Origin of the sequence: Pseudooceanicola lipolyticus (genome assembly GCF_002786325.1) — a bacterium.
GTDB classification, from domain to species: domain Bacteria; phylum Pseudomonadota; class Alphaproteobacteria; order Rhodobacterales; family Rhodobacteraceae; genus Pseudooceanicola_C; species Pseudooceanicola_C lipolyticus.
Genome location: NZ_PGTB01000030.1, coordinates 1 through 16,297, shown reverse-complemented (window position 1 = coordinate 16,297; position 16,297 = coordinate 1). Strand labels below are relative to the sequence as shown.

The following is a 16,297-nucleotide window of genomic DNA, read 5'->3' as shown; positions in this document are numbered from 1 at the left end:
CGGGCAGGGTGAAATTTCTGCACGCGGTGAAGGTGATTTCCGACGGAAATTTACTTCACATGCGTTAGATTGCGAATGAGGTCACAGCGCGGCGGGAGGACGTTGTGCACAGGCATCAATGGGGCGCTATCGTGAAGCAGTTTCTTTCCATCCTGATCGGAGCGGCGATCGTGGCCGCGGCCTGGGTCGCGACCTTTGGCAATCCGCTGGAGACCGGGCAACCGGCCGAGGTGGCGCGGGCGTCCCAGCCGGGACAGCCGCGCGCGGGGCGTGCCGGCGGCGGCACGATGGTGGCCGTCGCCCCGGTGGTGGTCGAGCCCTATAACGACGTGTTCCGCTCGGTCGGGACGGCGCGGGCCAAGTCCAGCGTCACGGTCGAGACCGAGGTGTCCGGCCAGGTCACCGAGATACATTTCGGCCCCAACCAAAAGATCGCGGCAGGCGCGCCGCTGCTGTCGCTGGATGACGAGTTGGAGCGGATTGCGGTGCGCGCGGTCGAGGCCAGCCTGGCCCAGGCGCGCGCCACGCAGGAGCGCTATGAGACCCTGCGCCAGGCCAATAGCGGGGCGATCACCGCGGTGTCGCTGACCGAGGCGATCACGGCGGTGGAGATCGCCGAGGCCGAACTGGCCCGCGCGCAATATGACCTGGCGCAGAAAACCGTGCGTGCGCCGATCTCGGGCATCCTGGGGCTGACCGATGTGGAACAGGGCGATGTGCTGGCCACCGGGGCCGAGGTGGTGACGATCACCGACCAGTCGGCGCTGACCATCGAATTCGGCCTGCCTGACCGCGCCGCCAGCGCGCTGGAGGTGGGGCAGCCGGTGCGGCTGAGCACCGGGTCGCTGCCGGGGCGGGTGTTCGAGGGGCTGGTCGCCGGCTATGACGGGCAGATCGATTCCACCACGCGGACCATCAAGGTGCGGGCGCGGGTCGACAATGCCGCCGGCCTGATGCTGCCGGGGATGATTTTCAACGCCATGCTGTTCCCGGAAAACCCGCCGCTGCCGCGGGTTCCGGCCAATGCGATCACCTGGGGGCGCGACGGCGCCAGCGTCTGGCTGGTCGAGGAGGGCAGGGCACAGCGGGTTGGCGTGGCCATCCGCCACCGCCAGAACGACATGGTGTGGCTGGACGCGGCGCTGGCCGACGGCGCGCTTGTGGTGGTCGAGGGGGTGCAGAAACTGCGCCCCGGCGCCGAGGTCGTCATCCTCCCTTCGGACACGCAGGACGAATCGGGCCCGGTTGCGATTGACCTGTCGGCCGACCAGGGCGGGCAGACCGGCATCAAGGTGACCGAGTGATGGGGGTGCGCAATCTGCATCGCGGCGTTGCCGACCTGTTCGTGTCGCGCCCGATCCTGGCCTGTGTGATCAACCTGCTGATCGCCATTGCCGGTCTGGCGGCACTGACCGGGGTCGAGGTGCGCGAGATGCCCGATGTCGATCAGCCGGTGCTGTCGGTGCGGGTGGACTGGGACGGCGCCGCACCCGAGACGATGGACACCGAGGTGACCAAGGTGATCGAGGATTCGATGGCCGAGCTTGCCGGGATGAAATCGATCTCGTCGACTTCAAGCTATGGCTCCAGCCGGCTGACGATTGAACTGACCGACGGCACCGACATCGCCACCGCCGCCAACGATGCGCGCGAGATACTGGCCAGCACGGTGCGGTCGCTGCCCGATGGCATCGACGATCCGGTGCTGACCAAGAATGATTCCAACGCCGATCCGATCATCCGGCTGGCGCTGATCGGCGAGGCGCCGCTGGACGAGATGACCGACCTGGCCGAGAACCTGATTTCCGACCGCCTGACCGGGGTGGACGGGGTGGCCGAGATCCAGATCCGGGGCGAGCAGGAAAACGAGTTCCGCATCAGCGTCAACCTGAACGCATTGGTCGGGCGCAACCTGGATTTCAACGATGTGCAAGCGGCGCTGGCGGGGCTGCGCGTCGACACCGCCATGGGCGACCTGGAATCGGGCAGCCAATCGGTGCTGCTGCGCAGTGCCGATCCGACGGTGACGGTGGACACCATTGCCGATCTGCGCATCGACGCACATACCCGCGTCGATGACGTGGCGCTGGTGCAATACACCGCGAAAGAGCGCGACAGCCTGGCCCGCGTCGGCGGGCAGAGCGCGGTGGTGCTGAACGTGATCCGGCAGTCGGTGGGCAACACGCTGGCGATTTCGCAGGATGTGCGCGCCGCAGTGGCCGAGTTGCAGCCGATCCTGCCGGCGGATGTGCGGCTGACCATCGCCTCGGATGACGGGGTGTTCATCGAACGCTCGATCATCGAGGTCAGCGCCTCGATCGGCATGGCGGTTCTGATCGTGGTCGCGGTGATCTTTGCCTTTCTGCGGTCGTGGCGGGCGGTGCTGATCCCGACGCTGACGATCCCGGTGTCGCTGATCGGGGCGATCGCGGCGATCTGGCTGGCCGGGTTTTCGGTGAACACCATCACCCTGCTGGCGCTGGTGCTGGCCACCGGCATGGTGGTGGATGACGCCATCGTGGTGATCGAGAACATCGTGCGCCGCCGCCGCCAGGGGCTGGGCGCGCGCAGCGCCGCGGCCAGCGGCACCAACGAGGTGTTCTTTGCGGTGGTGTCGACCACCGCGACGCTGGCGGCGGTGTTCGTGCCGATTTCCTTCCTGCCGGGACAGGCGGGCGGAATCTTTGCCGAGTTCGGCTTTGTCCTGGCCTTCTGCGTCGGGCTGTCCTCGCTGGTGGCGCTGACGCTGGCGCCGGTGCTGGCGTCGGTGCTGGATCCGGGCCGGCCGGGAGACGTGGACACTGAGGAACAGGCGGCGCCGCGGCGCTGGGGGCCGGCGGCGCTGTATCTGAAACTTGTCGACTGGACGCTGGCGGCGCCGGCGGTGGTGATCGGCCTGGCGCTGGCCTTTGCGATCTTCTCCTATGGCACCTTCAGCCAGCTGACCTCGGCATTGACCCCGCCCGAGGATCGCGGCGTGTTTTTCATCCGCGCCAGTACCCCGGCGGGGTCCAGCCTGAATTTCACCGACGGGCAGGTGCAGAAGATCGAGGCGGTGCTGGACCCCTACGTGGCCAGCGGCGACGTGTCGGCAGTGCAGTCGATCATCGGCACCGGATCGAGTTCCAGCGCCTTTGTCATCGTGCGGCTGGCGAACTGGGCCGAACGCGGCCGCAGCCAGCAGGAGATCATCGCCGAGCTGACGCCGCAGCTGTCGCGCCTGCCGGGGATCTCGGTGATGGCCGGGTCGCCCAACAGCCTGGGCATTCGCGGCGCCGGGCGCGGATTGCAGTTCGCGGTGCTAGGCCGCGATTACGAGCAGCTGGCACAGGCGGGCGACGCGCTGATCGCGGCGATGGAGACCGATCCGACCTTTGCCAATCCGCGGCTGTCCTATGACGTGAACACGCCGCTGCTGAGCGTCGAGATCGATCGCGAGATGGCGACCCAGCTCGACCTGTCGCCGACAGACATCGCCACCACCATCAACGCGCTGACCCAGGGCGTGGTGGCGGCCGAATATTTCGTCGATGGCGAAGAGACCGATGTGCGGCTGGTGCCCGGTGGCAAGCCGATCGAGGATCCGGCGGATATCGAGAATGTCTATGTCCGGGCGCAGGGCGGCGGCTTTGTGCCGCTGTCCTCGGCGGTGACGCTGACCCAGGGCGCCACCTCGTCGACGCTGTCGCGCGAGGAGCGGTCGCGCGCGGTGGCCGGCGCCGCCAACCTGGGCACCGGTATCAGCCTGGGGCAGGCGGCGGAGCGGGCGGCGGAGATTGCCGCCGAGGTGCTGCCGGACGGCATGCGGCTGGCATTCCTGGGCGAGGCGGCAACGCTGGAGGAAAGCCAGTCGGGCACGTTGCTGGTGTTCGGCATGGCGCTGCTGGTGGTGCTGCTGGTGCTGGCGGCGCAGTTCGAAAGCGTCACCAGCGCATTGGTCATCCTGCTGACGGTGCCCTTCGGACTGGGCGCAGCGATCCTGGCGATCTGGCTGACCGGCGGCACGCTGAACTATTACAGCCAGATCGGCCTGGTGATCCTGATCGGGATCATGGCCAAGAACGGGATCCTGGTGGTGGAATTCGCCAACCAGCTGCGCGAACGCGGGCAGGATGTCGACAGCGCCATCCGCGACGCGGTGCGGCTGCGGATCCGGCCGGTGATGATGACCGCGGTCTCCACCGTGTTCGGCGGCGTGCCGCTGGTGCTGGCCTCGGGGGCCGGCGCCGAGGCGCGGATTGCGGTCGGCTGGGTGATTGTCGGCGGGTTGGGCTTTGCCACGGTGTTCACCCTGTTCCTGACGCCGGTCTTCTACCGGCTGATCGCGCCGCTGGGCGCGGCACCCGGCAAGGCGGCACAGCGCCTGGCGGCCGAGAAAGCGGCGGCGCTGAGCGGCTGAGGGCAGGGCGCGGCTATCCGAACCGCTAGTGCTCGCGCGCGGTCTGGGCGGGCCGCGGTTCGGGGTCGGCCAGCACCTGCGCCACATAGGCGTCAAGCCGGGCGATCTGGTCCTCGCTGAGGCGCAGCCCCAGCTTGGTGCGGCGGAAGGCGATGTCTTGGGCGGAACGGGCCCATTCCCGGGTGATCAGGTGGTGCACCTCGGCGTCGGTCAGCCCGGCGCCGAATGTCTCGCCCTCGGCCGGCGCACTGCCGGGCGGGCCCAGCACCAGCGGTACTTCGGTGCCATAGCTGCGCACCAGCCGCCGGGCGGTGAATTCGTCCAGCCAGGGATAGTCGGCAGCCACCCTGCCGATCAGCCCGTCGACCTGATCGACGGGCAGGTCGCCGCCCGGCAGGTGGGCGGTGGCGGTCCAGGCCGGGCCGCGGCGGCCGAGAATATCCTCGACCTGATCCAGCACCGCCTCGGCCAGCCGGCGATAGGTGGTCAGCTTGCCGCCGAAGATGTTCAACAGCCTGCCATTGCCCAGGGCCGGATCGGGGCGCACCACATAGTCGCGGGTTGCCTCGGTTGCATCCGAGGCGCCATCGTCGAACAGCGGCCGCAGGCCGGAATAGGTCCAGACGATATCCTCGGGCCGCACCGGCTCGCGGAAATAAATGCTGGCCATGCGGCAGAGATAATCGCGTTCCTCGGCGGTGATCTCGGGTTTGGTGGTCAGGTCAGGATGGTCCATGTCGGTGGTGCCGATCAGGGTGTAATCGGATTCATAGGGGATCGCGAAGATGATCCGCCCGTCGGCATTCTGGAAGAAATAGGCGCGGTCGTGGTCGAACTTGCGCGGCACCACGATATGGCTGCCGCGCACCAGCCGGATATTGTGTACGTCGTTCTGGCCGAACACGTTGTGCAGCACCTGGTCGACCCAGGGACCGGCGCTGTTGACGATAACTGCGGCGGTGACGCGGCGGGTTTGCCCGTCGGCGTCGCGGATATCGACCTGCCAGCGCTGCTGGTCATAGACCGCGCGCAGCACCGTGCTGCGGGCATCGATCCGGGCGCCGCGCGCCTGGGCATCGCGCAGGTTGAGGATGACCAGCCGGGCGTCATCGACCCAGCAGTCGGAATATTCGAAGGCCCGGCGGAATTCGGGTTTCAACGGGCGGCCCGCCGCATCCGCGGTCAGGTCCAGATTGCGGGTTGGCGGCAGGATCTCGCGCCGGCCGAGCCGGTCATAGAGGGCGAGGCCCAGCCGCACCAGCCAGGCCGGGCGGCGGCCGCGCTGCCAGGGCATCAACACCGACAGCAGGCGCGAGACCGGGGTTGCCGTATCAAAGCGCATCGCGGCGTGATAGGGCAGCACGAAGCGCAGCGGCCAGGAAATATGCGGCATCGCGCGCAACAGCACCTCGCGTTCGATCAGCGCCTCGCGCACCAGCCGGAATTCGAGATATTCCAGATAGCGCAGCCCGCCGTGAAACAGCTTGGTCGAGGCCGAAGAGGTGCCGCCGGCAAAATCGCCCTGTTCGCACAGGCACACCGCATATCCCCGCCCGGCGGCGTCGCGGGCGATCCCGGCGCCGTTCACGCCGCCGCCGATCACCAGCAGGTCGTAGTGTTCGGGGGCGGGACCGGGGCAGGGCGGGTTTTGATCCGGCATCGGGCGTCCTTCCATTCACTGCAAGCTGCGATCCGCATCCGCGAAGCCGTGCATCTTGGGTGGTCCAGGGTCACGCGCCGGTAGTTGCACGCAGGCGATGGAATTTCAATCTGCCGTGGCGACGCGCCGGATCAAGGTTTTTGCGGGATCACCGCTTCGGGGTCATAGATGCCGCCGACCAGATCGCGCGACAGCAGGTATTCCGAGGTCAGGGTGCCGCCGGGCTTGACCTGCAGCCCGTCCAGCAGCGCCTGCAGCGCGGTGGCCTGCGCCCGCGCCGCCTGTTCGGCGGTGTTGCGATCGACCACGGCAAAGCGAAAGGCCGTGCCGGTGGGGAACTGCGCCAGGCGCGGCAAGTCGGCCGAGATCACCGTGGCGATCTTGGGATAGCCGCCGGTGGTCTGGCATTCGGCCATCAGCACCGTTGCCTTGCCCGAGCCCGGCACCTGGATGGCGCCGGGCACGGCACCGTCGGAAATGATGTCATGCCCGCCGATCGCCGGCAGGTTCGGACCGTCGAGCACCGCGGCCATGCGGTCACGCTTGGCGCTGACCACGAAGGGTTCCGACGTCAGCAGGTCCAGCACCTCGGGGGCGAAATGGGCGTCCTGCGGGCCCAGCACCAGGCGGATCGGGGTGTCGGCGGTGGCGACGGCGGGCGGTATGGCGGGGCGCAGCAGCGGGCCCGGCCCGGTTTCGGGCCCCAGTGGCAGCCGGTCGCCGGGTTTCAGCACCCGGCCCTCCAGCCCTCCGAGGCCAAAGCGCAGATGGGTGGCGCGCGCGCCCAGAACCAGGGGCGTGTCGATTCCGCCGGACAGCGCAAGATAGCCCCAGGCGGTGCCGCGCAGCGCGCCGATGCTGAGGGTTTCGCCGGCCTCCAGCCGGTGGGTTTCGTTCACCGCCACCGCGGTTGTGCCCAGGCGCAGGTCGCAATCGCCGCCGGTGACGGCAATGCGCAGCGGGCGCTCGGCCCGGAACTTCCCGCCCAGCACCGCGAATTCCAGCGCCGCCGCCCGGTCGGGATTGCCGCACAGCCGGTTGGCCAGCGCCAGCGACGGCGGGTCCATCGGCCCGGAGGGTGACACGCCGCTTCTGCGATAGCCCTGCCGCCCTTGATCCTGCACCGAGAGCATTGGGCCGACCGAGAGCACCTCGAGCATTACGCCACCTGCTCGGGACGGATCACGGTGTCGCCCCGGGCCACGCGGGCCGAGAGTTCGGCCGCCTCGGCGGCGGCGACCGGATGGAACCGCACCAGATCGCCGGCCGCGAACAGGAAGGGCGCCTTGCGCGCCGGGTCGAAGGCGCGCACCGGGGTGCTGCCGATGAAGCGCCAGCCCGACGGCCCGGCGACCGAATTGACCGAGGCCTGCTGTCCGCCGATGCCGATGGCGCCGGCGGGGATCATCTGCCGCGGTTGCGGTAGGCGCGGCGCGTGCAGCCGTTCCGGCAGGCCGCCCAGATAGGTGAAACCGGGCGCGAAACCGATCATGTAGACCCTGTATTCGGCGCCGGAATGCAGCGCGATCAACTCCTGCGGGGTCATGTCCTTTTCGGCGGCCAGGCTGTCGAGATCCAGCGCGGCGGGTCCGCCGTAATGCACCGGAACGGTCCAGCGGCGGCGCGCCCGCGCCTGATGCCGCACCTCGCTGATCCGGGCCGCAACCAGGTGTTCCACATCGTCGCCCGAAATCACCAGCGGGTCATAGATAATCAGCAGCGCGCAATAGGTCGGCACCGCCTCGGCAAAGCCGTCAAAGGGGTGTTCGCGCAGGGAATCGGCGATGCGGATGACGGTTTCATTGGTCTCGGCATCGATGCTGTCGCCAAAGGAAACGGTTAGCGCCCGGTCGCCCAGCGGCCGGAAGATGGGAAAGCGCGCGCGGCGTTTGTCCTCGGGTGCTGTGGTCTCTGCCGTCATGGGTCTTTCAAGCCGGTGCCTGGGCGATAGCGCATGGTGCGCCCTTGCCCTTTGGCTATACCAGTCGTAGCTGAAGCAAAAGAGCAAGCCCGCCCTTGCGGCGCCGGCGAAAGCGGTGACACTGAAGAGTTCGACCGCCGCATGCGCCAGAAACGGAGGCCCGACGTGACCCGCAGCCTGGACCTGAATTGCGACATGGGCGAGAGCTTTGGCGCCTATACCATCGGCGATGACGCGGCGATGATGGCGCTGATCTCGTCGGCCAACGTGGCCTGCGGCTTCCATGCCGGCGATCCGGCGGTGATGCGCAACACCATCCGGCTGGCCCGGGCGGCGGGGGTCGTGGTGGGCGCGCATCCGTCCTTCATGGATCTCTACGGCTTTGGCCGGCGGCGGATCTCCGGCGAACGGCCCGAGGATCTGGAGGCGCAGCTGATCTATCAGATCGCCGCCATGCAGGGCATGTGCGCGGTGGAAGGCCACAGCATGCGCTATGTGAAAACCCATGGCGCGCTTGGCAACATGGCGGCGACCGATCCCGATCTTGCGGCGCTGTGCGTGCGCGCGGTCAGGGCGGTCGACCCCGGCTTGATCTTTGTGTCGCTGCCCTATTCCGAGACCTTTACCGCCGCCCAAAAAGCGGGTTTGGCGGTGGCCTGCGAAATCTATGCCGACCGCAGCTATACCGATGCCGGCGAATTGACCCCGCGCAGCCAGCCCGGCGCGGTGATCCACGACCCGGTCCAAAGCCGCGACCAGGTGCTGGAGATGGTGCTGAACGGGCATATTCCCACCAGCGGCGGCAAGCGGCTGCCGGTGGAGCCTGCAACGCTGTGCATCCATGGTGACACCCCCGGCGCGGTCGAGATTGCCCGCGGCTTGCGTGCCGCGCTGGAAGAGAATGGCGTGACCATCGCGCCCTTTGCCCAGCCCTGAACGGGCGGCGCGGCACCCCTGTCAGGTTGATTCCAGGAACAGCGTGCGCGTGGTTTGCCAGGCCTTTTCCACCAGGTCGGCGGTGACCTGGGCGGCGCGGTCGCCATCGCCCGAGCGGATCGCGTCGACCATCGCGGTGTTGCCCTCGATCATGTCGTCCAGCACGCTGGTGGCACTGCGATAGGCGCGAAAGCGATAGCGCAGCGCCGATTTGTCGAGCTGATCCAACAGCCGTTGCAACACCGAATTGCCGCAGCGCGCATGCATCAGCGCGGTCATCTGCACATTGGCCTCGAACCCGGCGACGAAATCGCCGCGCTTATATGCGTGGCGCATCGAGACCAGCGGCACCTCCAGTTCAGTGGCGACGGCCCGGTGGTCGTCGCGGCTGGCCAGAAGCCGGCTGCAGGTGGCCTCGAGCGGGATGCGACAGGTGGTGATCTCGTCGAGATTTTCCACCGACATCTCAGTGACGCGGGTGCCCAGCCGCGGCCGGCGTTCGACCAGGCCGCGCCCTTCCAGCACCTGGAACGCCTCGCGCAACGGCGAGCGTGAGATACCGAAGCGGGCGCAGATGTCGAGTTCCCGCAGCTTCTCGCCCGGCGCGAAGACCTCGCGCACGATTGCCGCTTCCATGCGGTCGGCCACTTCCAGCCCGATGGGCCGCAGGCTCAGCTGCTCGTCCAGATCCGCCATGGCCGCGCCTATTCCCGCCCGAACAGCAGGTCGGACAGGGTGACCAGCATCAGGGTCAGAAGGATCGAAACGGTCGACACCGCGGCGGCCTCGGGAGTGAAATTGAAACGCAAATAATCATATAGCTGGATCGGCAGCGGCGCCGATCCGGCCCCTTTCAAGATGAATGAAATTCCAAAAGTATCAAAGCTGATGATAAAGGCAAAAATCCCGCCGGTTGCCAAGCCCGGCGCGATCAGCGGCAGGGTGACCCGGCGGAAGGCGGTATAGCGCGAGGCGCCCAGCGTGCGCGCCGCCAGCTCGATCGATTCATCGCGGCCCTGGAGCGAGGTGGTCACGTTCAGGAACACGAAGGGCAGCGTCATAAGCACATGGCCGGTGAACAGCGCGATCTTGTGTTCGGTGCCGATGCCGATCTCGTAGAAGAAGAACAGCAGCGCGATGGCGGTCAGGATCTCGGGCAGGATCAGCGGCAGCAGCATGCCGACGCGCACCGCCTCGGCCTCGCGCGCAGCGTGGCGGACGAAATACAGCGCCGCCATGGTGCCGATCACCAGCGATACCGCGGTGGCGCCGGCGGCCAGCACTGCCGAATAGATGATCGCGTTGATGAACACGTCATTCTGCAGGAAGGTCCAGAACCAGCGCAGGCTGAGCCCCTGCGGCGGGAAGGTCAGGAAATTGCCGGCATTCAGCGAAGCCAGCACCACGATGGCGATGGGCGCCAGCAGGAAGATATAGACCAGGATACGCATCAGGCCGAGCAGCGGGGTGGCGATCTGCATGGCTCAGGTCCACTTCATTCGGGTCAGGCGCGCAAAGATCAGCACCACGATGCCGGCGCTGACCGCCAGGATCAGCGCCATCGCCGATCCGAAGGGCCATTGGAACTGGTCGATCAGTGCGTCGACGACCAACAGCGTCGTGGTCTTGACCCGCATGCCGCCGACCAGCGCCGGGGTGACATAGGAGGAAATCGCCAGCACGAAGACCAGGATGCAGCCCGATTGCACGCCGGGCATCGATACCGGGAAGGTCACCCGCCGGAAGATGGTGAAGCGGCTGGCCCCCAACGAGCGCGCGGCCTGGGTCACCGCCGGATCCATCGCCTGCAGCGAGGACAGCAGCGGCAGCACCATGAAGGGCAGGAAGACATGGGCAAGCGCCAGGATCACGCCGAAATCATTATACATCAGCGGCAGCGGCCGGTCGATCAGGCCCAGGTTGCGCAGGGTCGAATTGATCACGCCGGAATTGCCCAGCAGGATGGTCCAGCCATAGCTGCGCACCACGATGCCGACCAGCAGCGGCGACAGCACGATGCCATAGAGCAGGCCGCGCCAGCGCTTGGAGGCGAAGGCGATGTGCAGCGCCACCGGATAGGCCAGGATCAGGCAGACCAGCGTTGTCACCACGCCCAGGAACAGGGTCTGCGGCAGTGAAGTGGCGTAATAGCTTTCGGCAAAGAAATGCGCGTAGCCTTCGACGCTGAAGCCCTCGCCATAGGGCTGGCCCTCGGCCGGGGCGCGGAAACTCATCACCAGAACGGTGATATAGGGCAGCAGGATGAACAGGAAGATCAGCGCCGCGGCGGGGGCCAGCAGCAGGGTGGCGCGTATCCGTTTCATTGCGCCTTTCCCTTCGGCTCGGGGATCGGCCACAGGCGGGCCGGGTCCAGCGCCAGACCCACATTGGCGCCCTCGGTCACGGTCTGCGTGGTCGGACCCAGTACGATCAGCGGGCCGCAATCGCTGTCGACATGGTATTCGACATGGCCGCCGCTGAAATAGCGCTTGGCGATCTGGCCACCCAGATGGCCGGCACCGGGATCGGTCAGGCCGATCTGTTCGGGCCGGGCCATCACCCGCAGCCGGCCATTGGCCCAGGGCGCCGGGCTGTCGATGCGCAGGCGGTTGCCGTCGGGCAGCGCCAGGTCGCTGCCGGCGGCGTCCTTGGCCGTGACCGGCAGGTCGAGGATATTGGCATTGCCGACAAACCGCGCCACCCGTTCCGAGGCGGGGTGGTTGTAGACTTCTTCCGGCGGCGCGGCCTGGGCGATTTCGCCGTCGAACATCACCACCACGCGGTCGGACATCGTCATCGCTTCGCCCTGGTCATGGGTGACGTAGATGGTGGTGATGCCGACCCGTTTCTGCAGGTCGCGGATAAAGCCGCGCATTTCGTCGCGCAGCTTGGCATCGAGGTTGGCCAGCGGCTCGTCCAGCAGCAGGATCGCCGGTTCGATCACCAGCGCCCGCGCCAGTGCAACGCGCTGTTGCTGGCCGCCCGACAGCGCCTTGGGGAAGCGTTCGGCATATTGGGTCAGCTGGACCATATCCATCGCGCGGGCGACGCGCGTGGCGATCTCGGCCTTGGGCACCCGCCGCATCTGCAGCCCGAAGGCCAGGTTCTGGGCCACCGTCATATGTGGAAACAGGGCGTAGGACTGGAACACCATGCCGATATCGCGGTCTTCCGGCAGCTTGCGCGAGATATCGGTGTTGTCGAAGAAGATCTTGCCTTCGGTGACCTCTTCGAAGCCGGCGATACATTTCAGCGTCGTCGATTTGCCGCAGCCCGACGGGCCCAGCAGCGACACGAATTCGCCTTGGCCGATATTCAGCGAGATCCCTTTCAGCGCGGTCGACCTGCCATAGGATTTCACGAGCGAGCGAAGCGAAACTTCCGTCATGGGGAACGCGCCAGTCCTTTGATCAAAAGCCCGCACCGTGGCAAGACGGTGCGGGAAGTTTCAGGGGAGGTATCAGGTTCGGCGCCGGTCAGGCGCCGAAGATCTCGTTCCAGCGGCGCGCGAGTTCCTCGGCTTTGCTGTTCATCAGTTTCCAGTCCCACTTGATGAACTGCTCCATCGCGGCGCCCGACACCGGCACGTCGCGCTGCAGGTCCTCGGGCACATCCACCGTCTTGTTGACCGGCGACACGAAGAATTCGCGCATCAGCAGATCCTGGCCCTGGGGGCCGAGGACGAAGTTCAGGTATTCATAGGCCTGTTCGCGCGCCGGGCTGTTGGCGCAGATGTTGAAGGTCTGGTCCCACATCATCAAGCCCTCTTCGGGAATAATGCATTCCACCGGCAGGCCCTGGTTGCGCAGGCGGGCGATTTCCCCGAAGTCGAACGGCGCAACGGCGATCTCGCCGGTGGCCATGGCGGTGCTCATGTTGAAATCGGTCTGATAGACCGGGCCCAGCTCTTTCAGCTTGGCAAAGCCGGTTTCCAGGTCGTCGATGCCCGAGCCGTAGATCATCGAGGTCAGCATCAGGAACATTTTGCCGGCCGAGTTCTGGATGTTGTAGAGGCCCAGCCGCCCCATCAGTTCGGGATTGTCCCAGAGATCCTTCCACGAGGTCGGCGCCTCGGACACCATATCGGTGCGATAGCCGATACCGATGGGAGAGATCAGGCCGACAGCGGCCCAGCCGTCCGAGGCCTCGGTCGCCACCGGGTACAGATCGGCATAGTTCGGCACCAGGTCGAGATCGAGCTTTTCGAAATAGCCCTCGTCGCGCAGCACCGTCGAGTAGATCTCGTTGGTCATCAGGCAGCTATAGGGCGGGTTGTCCTTGCCGGCAGCGCGCAGGTTGGTGGTATAGACCCGGCCCAGGCCGATATCGAGCTGCGGCTCGACCCCGGATTCCTCGGTGAAGGCGGGGATCAGGATGTCGCGCCAGAATTTTTCCCACGATCCGCCATAGGTCGTGATCACCAGCTGTTCGGCCTGGGCGCGCACGCCGGGCACACCCAGAACGGTGGCCCCGCCAAGCGCCACCAGGGCCTTGAGCATGTTACGTCGGTTGAAATCGGTCATTGAGTTCTTTCCCTGTTTTCGGTGCCTGATGGGTGCCTTCGGAGGGGAAGGCGATCAGGACGCTTTCTTGCGATAGTCGTAGTTCTTGTTGAGCCGTTCCAGCAGATAGTCCCCATAGAGGACCGGCTCCATCTGCGGTGTCTCGCCCGCCTCCAGCATGGCGGGGGGGCATTCGACCAGCGCGCTCATCGACGGGTCGTAGAAGAAGGGCTGCGAATAGCGGTCGCGGCGGCTGAGGTTGCGGACGCGGTGCGGGGTCGACACGAACCGCCCGTTCGACCACTTGGCCAGGATATCGCCCACATTCATCACGAAGGTGCCGTCGATCGGCGGTGCGGGGATCCATTCGTTGCGCTTGTTGCGCACTTCCAGCCCGCCGACATTGTCCTGCTTCAGCAGGGTGACAAAACCGTAATCGGTATGCGGAGCCGAGCCGAACAGCTCTTCCTCGTCGGGCTGTTCGGGGTAATGCAGCAGGCGCAGGAACAGGGTGGGATTGTCGAAATACTGCTTGAACCAGTCGCGTTCCAGCCCCAGCGCCTCGGCCAAGCCGCCGGCGATGCGTTCGCCCAGCCCGGTCATCTCGGTCATATAGGCGCGCGCGGTTTCGGCCACTTCGGGCAGCGAAGCGGGGAACTGGTTGGGGCCCTGCAGCGGTTCGCCGGCATAGGGCGCATCCTCGGGGACCTCATGCATCACCATCAGGCTTTCCGAGCGGTTGGGCTTGGTCACCTTGGCGACCGAAGAGGTGACGATGGTGGACGAGGACATCGGCATATAGCCGCGATGGAAGCCGTTGATCTTCAGCGCCATCTTCTCTTCCATCGGCAGGTCGTGGAAGGCCATGTTCATCTGGCGCATCTTTTCCACCAGATCCTCGGAAACACCATGATCGGCGAGATAGGCAAAGCCGGAGGTTTCCAGCGCCTCTTTCAGCGCGGCAACCGTCTTGGCGCGCTCTTCCGGCGCCGCGTCCTCGGCCAGCCCGGCAAGGCTGACGATCGGAATGTTGTCGAAATCACCTTTCATCATGCGTCTCCATTCTGCACATTGTATACAGAGTGCAGTATTGACCTTGAGAAAAGCAAGAAGCTTTTGTAGCCGGGATGAATTCTCCGGAAACCGGGGGTTTTGCCCATAATTTGTGCAGAAACCGCCGGTTTTACCCCTGCTTCCAACCGAAAGGACCGCCGATGGCCCCCCGCCCCGTGATTATCGACACCGACCCCGGCCAGGACGATGCCTTTGCGATTCTCCTGGCGCTGGCCGCGCCCGAACTGGAGGTGCTGGCCCTGACCACGGTGGCGGGCAATATGGGTCTGGCGCAGACCACCGACAATGCGCGGCGCATTGTCGAACTGGCCGGCCGGGGCGAGGTGCCGGTTTACGCCGGCTCGGCCCGGCCGCTGCTGCGCGACCCGCGCCCGGTGCCCGAGATTCACGGTGAAACGGGTATCGACGGCTGGGACTGGGTACCGGCCCGGCAGGGCGCGGCGCCGGGCCATGCGGTGGACTACCTGGTGGAAACCCTGCTCGGCCATCCCGAAAAGATCACCCTGATCGTGCTGGGGCCGCAGACCAATATCGCGCTGGCGCTGCGCCGTGCCCCCGACATCGCCGAACGGATCGACCAGATCGTGTTCATGGGTGGCGGGTTCTTCGAGGGCGGCAACATGAGCCCGGCGGCGGAATACAACATCCTGGTCGATCCCGAGGCGGCGCGCATCGTGCTGAATTCCGGGGTGCCGGTGACCGCCGTGCCGCTGGACTGCACCCATGCCACCCCGGCGCCGGTCAACTGGTCGGCGGCGCTGGCGGCGCATGGCAGCGAGGTGATGCGCGCCTGCGCTGGCATGATGGAGTTTTTCGAACGCTACGGAAACGCCAAATACGGCACCGCCTCGCGTCCGCTGCATGATGCGGTGGCGGTGGCGGCGCTGCTGTGGCCCGAGCTGTTCACCGGGCGGTTGTGCCCGGTGGACGTGGAGTGTGCCGGCGAGCTGACCACCGGCATGACCGTGGTGGATTGGCTGCGTCAGACCGGCAAGAAGGACAATTGCACCTGGCTGAACGGTTGCACCGACCCGGGCGAGGTCTACCGGCGGATGGAATCCGCGCTGGCCCGGCTGGGCCGCTAGGGGTTGGCCAGAGGCTGCCGGGGGTCAGAAATCCCCCGGCGCGCATTGCAGGCAGGTCAGGCCGGCCTCGCGCCAGAACGCGACCACCGCGCTGCGGTCATCCACCACCAGCCAGGGCCGGTAACCATCGGCGCGGATCCGGTTCAGCGCCGCGCGCTTGACATCGGGATCGCTGGCGCGGTCTTCGTCACGGCCGCGCAGATAGACCGCATCGGCATCGATCCCGGCCTGTGCCAGCCAGGCCAGGGTGTGGTCGCGCCAGCCTTCGGGCCGGCCCGAGCACAGCACGATACGTTCGCCCTGGGCCTGCAATTTGGCCAGCAGGCGGGCGACCGGTTCGATTACCGGCGCCTGGCGCATCTCGCGGTGGAATGCCTCCCAATGCTTGTCTTCGCCATGCACCAGGTGGCCCAGGCGGGCGGAATCGAATTCCGCCAGCGTCCCGTCGATGTCAAAGATCACGCAATCCATGGGAGGTCCTTTTCCGTCAGTGTTGTTTCCTGCCAGCCGTTGGCCGCGGGGGCAAAGAGCAGCGGCGTGGTATTGGGCGGCGAAGCGCCATGCGGGGTGCCGCCACCCAACTGCCGCACCGCCCGGATCACGCCGGAATGGGCCACCAGCACCGGCAGCCGATCTCCGGCGGCCTGCAGCGCCTGATCGACCGCCGCGCCGACGCGCTCCAACATCGCCGGCCAGCCTTCGCCGCCCGCGGGCGTTGCC

At 66.6% G+C, this 16,297-nt stretch carries 15 protein-coding genes; 4 read left to right on the top strand and 11 right to left on the bottom strand.

Annotation, left to right across the window (positions count from 1 at the left end; genetic code table 11):
* Positions 1-131 precede the first annotated feature (131 nt).
* Both CVM52_RS10175 and CVM52_RS10170 read left to right on the top strand, forming a co-directional pair.
* The gene (locus CVM52_RS10175; protein ID WP_100162403.1) at positions 132-1,304 is read left to right on the top strand and encodes an efflux RND transporter periplasmic adaptor subunit; all 1,173 of its coding nucleotides are present in this window, start codon (positions 132-134) and stop codon (positions 1,302-1,304) included.
* Positions 1,304-4,399 (top strand): efflux RND transporter permease subunit, encoded by a 3,096-nt coding sequence (locus CVM52_RS10170; RefSeq protein WP_100162402.1) that lies wholly within the window; start codon positions 1,304-1,306, stop codon positions 4,397-4,399. The genes CVM52_RS10175 and CVM52_RS10170 overlap by 1 nt, the downstream gene beginning before the upstream one ends.
* 25 nt (positions 4,400-4,424) lie before the next feature.
* On the opposite strand, the gene glpD is transcribed toward CVM52_RS10170, so the two are convergent.
* The 3 genes from glpD to pxpB all read right to left on the bottom strand — a co-directional run bounded on the left by glpD (position 4,425) and on the right by pxpB (position 7,980).
* Positions 4,425-6,059: a glycerol-3-phosphate dehydrogenase gene (gene glpD / locus CVM52_RS10165; RefSeq protein WP_100162401.1), complete on the bottom strand. Its 1,635-nt coding sequence runs from the start codon at positions 6,057-6,059 to the stop codon at positions 4,425-4,427.
* Positions 6,060-6,190: 131 nt separating this feature from the next.
* On the bottom strand, positions 6,191-7,219 hold the full coding sequence (locus CVM52_RS10160; protein ID WP_100162400.1) for a 5-oxoprolinase subunit C family protein: 1,029 nt from the start codon (positions 7,217-7,219) through the stop codon (positions 6,191-6,193).
* Positions 7,219-7,980, bottom strand: a complete 762-nt coding sequence (gene pxpB, locus CVM52_RS10155; RefSeq protein WP_100162399.1) for a 5-oxoprolinase subunit PxpB — start codon at positions 7,978-7,980, stop codon at positions 7,219-7,221. Before pxpB ends, CVM52_RS10160 begins: the two co-directional genes overlap by 1 nt.
* A 141-nt stretch (positions 7,981-8,121) precedes the next feature.
* Between pxpB and CVM52_RS10150 the strand changes: the two genes are divergently transcribed.
* Positions 8,122-8,916 carry a LamB/YcsF family protein gene (locus CVM52_RS10150; RefSeq protein ID WP_370741495.1) on the top strand — a complete coding sequence of 265 codons (795 nt, stop codon included), beginning with the start codon at positions 8,122-8,124 and terminating at the stop codon, positions 8,914-8,916.
* A gap of 21 nt (positions 8,917-8,937) precedes the next feature.
* Here the strand turns inward: CVM52_RS10150 and CVM52_RS10145 are convergent, their stop codons facing one another.
* The 6 genes from CVM52_RS10145 to CVM52_RS10120 all read right to left on the bottom strand — a co-directional run bounded on the left by CVM52_RS10145 (position 8,938) and on the right by CVM52_RS10120 (position 14,468).
* Positions 8,938-9,612: a GntR family transcriptional regulator gene (locus tag CVM52_RS10145; RefSeq protein WP_100162397.1), complete on the bottom strand. Its 675-nt coding sequence runs from the start codon at positions 9,610-9,612 to the stop codon at positions 8,938-8,940.
* An 8-nt stretch (positions 9,613-9,620) separates the two neighbouring features.
* Positions 9,621-10,397: an ABC transporter permease gene (locus CVM52_RS10140; protein WP_205964928.1), complete on the bottom strand. Its 777-nt coding sequence runs from the start codon at positions 10,395-10,397 to the stop codon at positions 9,621-9,623.
* A gap of 3 nt (positions 10,398-10,400) precedes the next feature.
* On the bottom strand, positions 10,401-11,240 hold the full coding sequence (locus CVM52_RS10135) for an ABC transporter permease (protein ID WP_100162396.1): 840 nt from the start codon (positions 11,238-11,240) through the stop codon (positions 10,401-10,403).
* Positions 11,237-12,304: an ABC transporter ATP-binding protein gene (locus CVM52_RS10130; RefSeq protein ID WP_100162395.1), complete on the bottom strand. Its 1,068-nt coding sequence runs from the start codon at positions 12,302-12,304 to the stop codon at positions 11,237-11,239. The genes CVM52_RS10135 and CVM52_RS10130 overlap by 4 nt, the downstream gene beginning before the upstream one ends.
* An 88-nt stretch (positions 12,305-12,392) precedes the next feature.
* Positions 12,393-13,439, bottom strand: coding sequence for an ABC transporter substrate-binding protein (locus CVM52_RS10125; RefSeq protein ID WP_100162394.1), 1,047 nt, complete (start codon positions 13,437-13,439; stop codon positions 12,393-12,395).
* A 54-nt stretch (positions 13,440-13,493) separates the two neighbouring features.
* Positions 13,494-14,468 (bottom strand): isopenicillin N synthase family dioxygenase, encoded by a 975-nt coding sequence (locus tag CVM52_RS10120; RefSeq protein ID WP_240620929.1) that lies wholly within the window; start codon positions 14,466-14,468, stop codon positions 13,494-13,496.
* 164 nt (positions 14,469-14,632) lie between these two features.
* Here CVM52_RS10120 and CVM52_RS10115 point away from each other — a divergent pair, with 164 nt between their 5' ends.
* On the top strand, positions 14,633-15,577 hold the full coding sequence (locus tag CVM52_RS10115; RefSeq protein WP_100162392.1) for a nucleoside hydrolase: 945 nt from the start codon (positions 14,633-14,635) through the stop codon (positions 15,575-15,577).
* A 24-nt stretch (positions 15,578-15,601) separates the two neighbouring features.
* Here CVM52_RS10115 and CVM52_RS10110 read toward each other — a convergent pair whose 3' ends face one another.
* Together CVM52_RS10110 and CVM52_RS10105 are read right to left on the bottom strand one after the other, a co-directional pair.
* A complete protein-coding gene (locus CVM52_RS10110) occupies positions 15,602-16,048 on the bottom strand; it encodes a phosphatase domain-containing protein (protein ID WP_100162391.1) in 447 nt (148 codons plus the stop codon).
* A partial coding sequence (locus CVM52_RS10105) for a histidine phosphatase family protein (protein WP_172720970.1) occupies positions 16,036-16,297 on the bottom strand: 262 nt, incomplete at its 5' end. The genes CVM52_RS10105 and CVM52_RS10110, both read right to left, overlap by 13 nt.

Excerpts from the sequence above, each read along its gene's own strand:
- CVM52_RS10170 (WP_100162402.1), top strand. The coding sequence starts at position 1,304 with ATGGGGGTGCGCAATCTGCATCGCGGCGTTGCCGACCTGTTCGTGTCG.
- glpD (WP_100162401.1), bottom strand. The coding sequence starts at position 6,059 with ATGCCGGATCAAAACCCGCCCTGCCCCGGTCCCGCCCCCGAACACTAC.
- CVM52_RS10160 (WP_100162400.1), bottom strand. The coding sequence starts at position 7,219 with ATGCTCGAGGTGCTCTCGGTCGGCCCAATGCTCTCGGTGCAGGATCAA.
- pxpB (WP_100162399.1), bottom strand. The coding sequence starts at position 7,980 with ATGACGGCAGAGACCACAGCACCCGAGGACAAACGCCGCGCGCGCTTT.
- CVM52_RS10150 (WP_370741495.1), top strand. The coding sequence starts at position 8,122 with ATGCGCCAGAAACGGAGGCCCGACGTGACCCGCAGCCTGGACCTGAAT.
- CVM52_RS10145 (WP_100162397.1), bottom strand. The coding sequence starts at position 9,612 with ATGGCGGATCTGGACGAGCAGCTGAGCCTGCGGCCCATCGGGCTGGAA.
- CVM52_RS10140 (WP_205964928.1), bottom strand. The coding sequence starts at position 10,397 with ATGCAGATCGCCACCCCGCTGCTCGGCCTGATGCGTATCCTGGTCTAT.
- CVM52_RS10135 (WP_100162396.1), bottom strand. The coding sequence starts at position 11,240 with ATGAAACGGATACGCGCCACCCTGCTGCTGGCCCCCGCCGCGGCGCTG.
- CVM52_RS10130 (WP_100162395.1), bottom strand. The coding sequence starts at position 12,304 with ATGACGGAAGTTTCGCTTCGCTCGCTCGTGAAATCCTATGGCAGGTCG.
- CVM52_RS10125 (WP_100162394.1), bottom strand. The coding sequence starts at position 13,439 with ATGACCGATTTCAACCGACGTAACATGCTCAAGGCCCTGGTGGCGCTT.
- CVM52_RS10120 (WP_240620929.1), bottom strand. The coding sequence starts at position 14,468 with ATGAAAGGTGATTTCGACAACATTCCGATCGTCAGCCTTGCCGGGCTG.
- CVM52_RS10115 (WP_100162392.1), top strand. The coding sequence starts at position 14,633 with ATGGCCCCCCGCCCCGTGATTATCGACACCGACCCCGGCCAGGACGAT.
- CVM52_RS10110 (WP_100162391.1), bottom strand. The coding sequence starts at position 16,048 with ATGGATTGCGTGATCTTTGACATCGACGGGACGCTGGCGGAATTCGAT.